4 protein-coding genes are annotated in these 4,074 nt (G+C 42.7%); all 4 read left to right on the top strand.

Annotated features, from left to right (window positions below; all coding sequences use genetic code 11):
• Positions 1-1,256: cellulose biosynthesis protein BcsE (gene bcsE / locus CAG68_RS09750; protein WP_202599908.1), on the top strand; the 1,256-nt coding region annotated here is incomplete at its 5' end.
• Positions 1,253-1,429 carry a hypothetical protein gene (locus CAG68_RS22145; RefSeq protein WP_017819966.1) on the top strand — a complete coding sequence of 59 codons (177 nt, stop codon included), beginning with the start codon at positions 1,253-1,255 and terminating at the stop codon, positions 1,427-1,429. The genes bcsE and CAG68_RS22145, both read left to right, overlap by 4 nt.
• Positions 1,429-3,054 carry a cellulose biosynthesis protein BcsG gene (gene bcsG / locus CAG68_RS09745; protein ID WP_161441055.1) on the top strand — a complete coding sequence of 542 codons (1,626 nt, stop codon included), beginning with the start codon at positions 1,429-1,431 and terminating at the stop codon, positions 3,052-3,054. The genes CAG68_RS22145 and bcsG overlap by 1 nt, the downstream gene beginning before the upstream one ends.
• 153 nt (positions 3,055-3,207) lie before the next feature.
• Positions 3,208-4,074 (top strand): SPFH domain-containing protein (locus CAG68_RS09740; protein WP_161441054.1); only part of this gene is annotated, 867 nt, incomplete at its 3' end.

Here is a 4,074-nt window from a genome sequence, read left to right as displayed (position 1 = left end):
GTCTATTAGTTGTTCCAGACTCGCTACTATCATCAACTAATGATGATTTTATAAGTTTCTTTCTACAAAGCTTAAATGAGCTGGCAAATAATAAAAAAATCACTATTAGTGTTTGTATATATGGGCATCTGACGACTTCACTATTAAAGCCCATTCTTATTTCTCATAATAGACACATTGCAGGTTTGGCGACCATGACATCATTAGATGACGCTCGCTACTGCTATCTTGTGGATTTTTGGTCCAATAAACACGGTGTAATTACCCAACACGAATACATTCTCACTAAAACTAAAGATAAAACACTAAAAGCAACGTCTTACGAAACGCATCAATCTCATGTCATGCCAGAAGACAAATCGGATAGCGATAGAATCTATGTCAGCAGAAGAGCTTTCAGAGAAAGCGTGAAAGCCCCAAAAGGGATGCGTGTGGCAGAGAGCAATCAAGGACTCATAGCGATGCTAGACAACCCTCGCTCTTCAACTATTGTTTTCAGCTGTGATAACCAAAGCGAAGTTCAACAGATCGCGTTAGATTGCTACCGTTTAAGGTCCGCGTATGGCCGTCAGCTAAAGATTATTGTCAGGGAGACCCAACAATGTCTGAGATATGCAGATGAAAAGTTCTTACTTCGCTCGGGGGCAAACTTCATTTCTCACGCGCAAATCCCCCCAATGCGCTTTATGACTCAGGTTGAAGCAATTCAAGGCCAGATGCTTACACGCCCAATTCCTGACAGTTTAGAGGCGCTCTTAAAGTATGACCTTAAGTTTGGTAGCAAAGGCTACTTACAAAACCAGGACTTTAGCCAATACTGTATTGACGTCATTTCCCACTCAACACACTCAAATGTGAACTTTGCGCTTATCAAGCTGAACTTATTACCAGGTATGACGGCAGAGGAATGTTTACGTCTTTGCCATATTCGAAGAGATGGCGACGTTGTGACAGCCTGCAACAAAGCTCTATATGTCTTGTTCAGTGCTATTCGACATAGCGATATTGATATTGCACTCAACAATATATTTGAGTTCCCAGTGAGAGACTTATTTCATTCAACTCACACGTTTGATACTCAATTAGATATCGAAACAGAGTTAAAATTCATCGTTCAAGATGAAGCCGTCATATCCGACGACGTTTCAGCTCTGGCGACAGAGAGGAAAATATTCCATACCGCCACTAACTCCATTACTGATGTTCCTCCTTTGTTTGCTGTGAAAAAAACCATCGAGCTCAAGGAGCGTTCATGAATATTAACGATTTTTTACTGACCGTGATTATCAGCTCAGGTATTGGCCTACTCCTAGGATACTTTATCCGTGACCTAGTAAACGCTACCCGACGCTTTTACCACAAGCACTTAAAACGCTCGCGCTATTTTGAGCTAGATACATCAGCCACTAATACTAAGAAGCTTAAGTAATGATATCGCATTCTCATGACTCTACCCCCTCTACTATAGGATTGGGCTGGTGGAATATTTACTTTATCGCAAAAACAGCGCTCTATTTTCAAGGAATCATCGATTTCCATCCAATAGAAAACTTTGCGCTGTTGATCTTCATCCTGCTTCCTATCTCGATGAAAAGCCTAAATGCGGTACGTCATATCGTTGTATTTGTCGCCGCAGCGTGGCTCTTGCATTACGATTCTTACCTACCTCCTCTAGACCGTCTTTGGGCTCAAGCGGGACAGTTAATGCAGTTTGAATTGAGTTATCTGGTCGAGCTTTTGGGACGATTTTTATCATTCCAAGCAATACTCGGATTGCTCGCTTTGTGTGGTGCGTACTTTATTTTGAGCAAGTTCGTTAGAGTTTCAGTCTTTGTGGTTATTGCGATGGTCTATATAAGTATTCCTATGACGACTGAACCTCAGACAACAGTGGCTGCAGAAGTAGCTCAACAACAGCCGACAACCGAGGTTACTGCTAGCAAACAACCTCAAATAACGGAAATTAATGATGCCAGTTTCAACACGTTAACTGCAGATTTCTTTTCTAAAGAAGCTTCTCGACGTGTGGCATTCGATACCAACAGCGTAATGGATGCTCCTTTCGATTTGTTGTTCTTGAGTATTTGCTCGGTCGCGTGGGATGACATCGAAATTGCAGGACTGGCCGATCATCCTCTATTCAAAGAATTTGACATCATGTTCGACAACTTTAGCTCTGCAACGTCATACAGCGGGCCTGCGGTCATTCGTCTGTTACGAGCCAATTGTGGTCAACAGGAACACAGTCAACTGTTCCAGCCAGCACCATCAAAGCAGTGCTACTTGTTCGAAAGTTTGAAAGAGCTAGGCTTCACAGAAAATTTACTGATGAACCACAATGGTGTCTTTGATAGCTTCCTTGAATTGATCAAAAAAGACGGCGACTTACAAGCGGCTCTTATGTCTCAAGAAGACTTAACTCCTTACCAAAAATCTTTTGATGGCTCTTCGATCTTCCGCGATAAGCAAGTATTGGATAACTGGTGGCAGCAAAGACTTAACAGTAGTGACGACAAAGTCGTGGCACTCTACAACTCAATTTCACTACATGATGGCAACAGGATCATCAATGCGAATTCAAGCACATCTATTGCTAGCTACAAAATGCGCCTTAAGAATTTGCTTGATGATCTCCACGCGTTCTTTAAAACCTTAGAGTCCTCAAAACGCAACATCGTTGTCGCTTTGGTACCAGAACATGGTGGTGGAATGCGAGGAGACCGCATGCAAATTTCGGGTATGCGAGAAATTCCTGCACCGACAATCATTCATACACCGGTAGGAATTAAAATCTTCGGAGAAGGAATTCAGCGTCAGGGCGACACCGAACACGTAAGCGAGCCATCTAGCTATCTGGCATTGTCGCAGCTCGTTTCGAATATCCTGGATAAAAACATTTATCAAAGTAAGACGTTTAGCCCTTCAATATTGACAGAGAACCTACCAGAAACACGAGTTGTCGCGCAGAACTCAGGCTCTACTGTGATTGAAGTACAAGGGAAATATTATGTTTCTCTTGATGGTTCAAGTTGGATTGAATACCCCGCAAAATAGCGAGAGTAAAACCATGCAATGACAAAGGCCGGTGTTTCCGGCCTTTGTCATATAAAAAACCAATAACCTCTCAAAGGTCTCAGAACTTCAATTGTCTATTGTCTATAAATAGGTAAAAATGGATCGAATATTATGCACTTAAGGGAATAACTCATGCCAATTGATTCACTGATCACCATCGGTATTTTCGTCGTTCTTGCTGTCGTTATCTTATCTTCAGCCATTAAAACGGTTCCGCAAGGAAACAACTGGACAGTTGAACGCTTCGGACGCTACACCCACACATTAAAGCCGGGTTTAAACTTGATCATTCCATTCGTTGATAAAGTTGGTCAAAAAGTAAACATGATGGAGCGCGTTCTCGATATTCCTGCGCAAGAGGTCATTTCAAAAGATAACGCTAACGTGGTTATTGACGCTGTCGGATTTGTTCAAGTGATCGATGCTGCAAAAGCGGCTTATGAAGTCAACGACTTAGAACACGCTATTAGAAACTTGACCCTTACGAACATTCGTACCGTTTTAGGTTCAATGGAACTGGACGAAATGCTGAGCCAACGCGACATGATCAACTCTAAGCTGTTGGCGATTGTTGACCAAGCAACAAACCCTTGGGGCGTAAAAGTCACACGAATTGAGATTAAAGATGTCCAGCCACCAGCCGATCTGACCGCTGCAATGAATGCGCAAATGAAAGCCGAGCGTAATAAGCGTGCGGAAATTCTTGAAGCAGAAGGGGTTCGCCAAGCTGAGATATTAAAGGCCGAAGGTCATAAACAATCAGAGATATTAAAAGCTGAAGGCGAAAAGCAGTCTGCTATTCTCCATGCAGAAGCACGTGAGCGTGCCGCGCAAGCAGAAGCAAAAGCGACTTACATGGTTTCCGAAGCCATTGCAAAAGGTGACATGCAAGCCGTCAATTACTTCATTGCACAGGGTTATACCGAAGCGATCAAGAGCATTGGTCAAGCCGAAAATGGTAAAATCATTATGCTTCCATTAGAAGCAACCGGACTAATG

This window comes from Vibrio sp. V42_P2S4T144, assembly GCF_009904715.1.
Lineage (GTDB): Bacteria > Pseudomonadota > Gammaproteobacteria > Enterobacterales > Vibrionaceae > Vibrio > Vibrio alginolyticus.
Note: the sequence above shows the minus strand (reverse complement) of the source record. Positions and strands in the feature narration are given on the sequence as shown.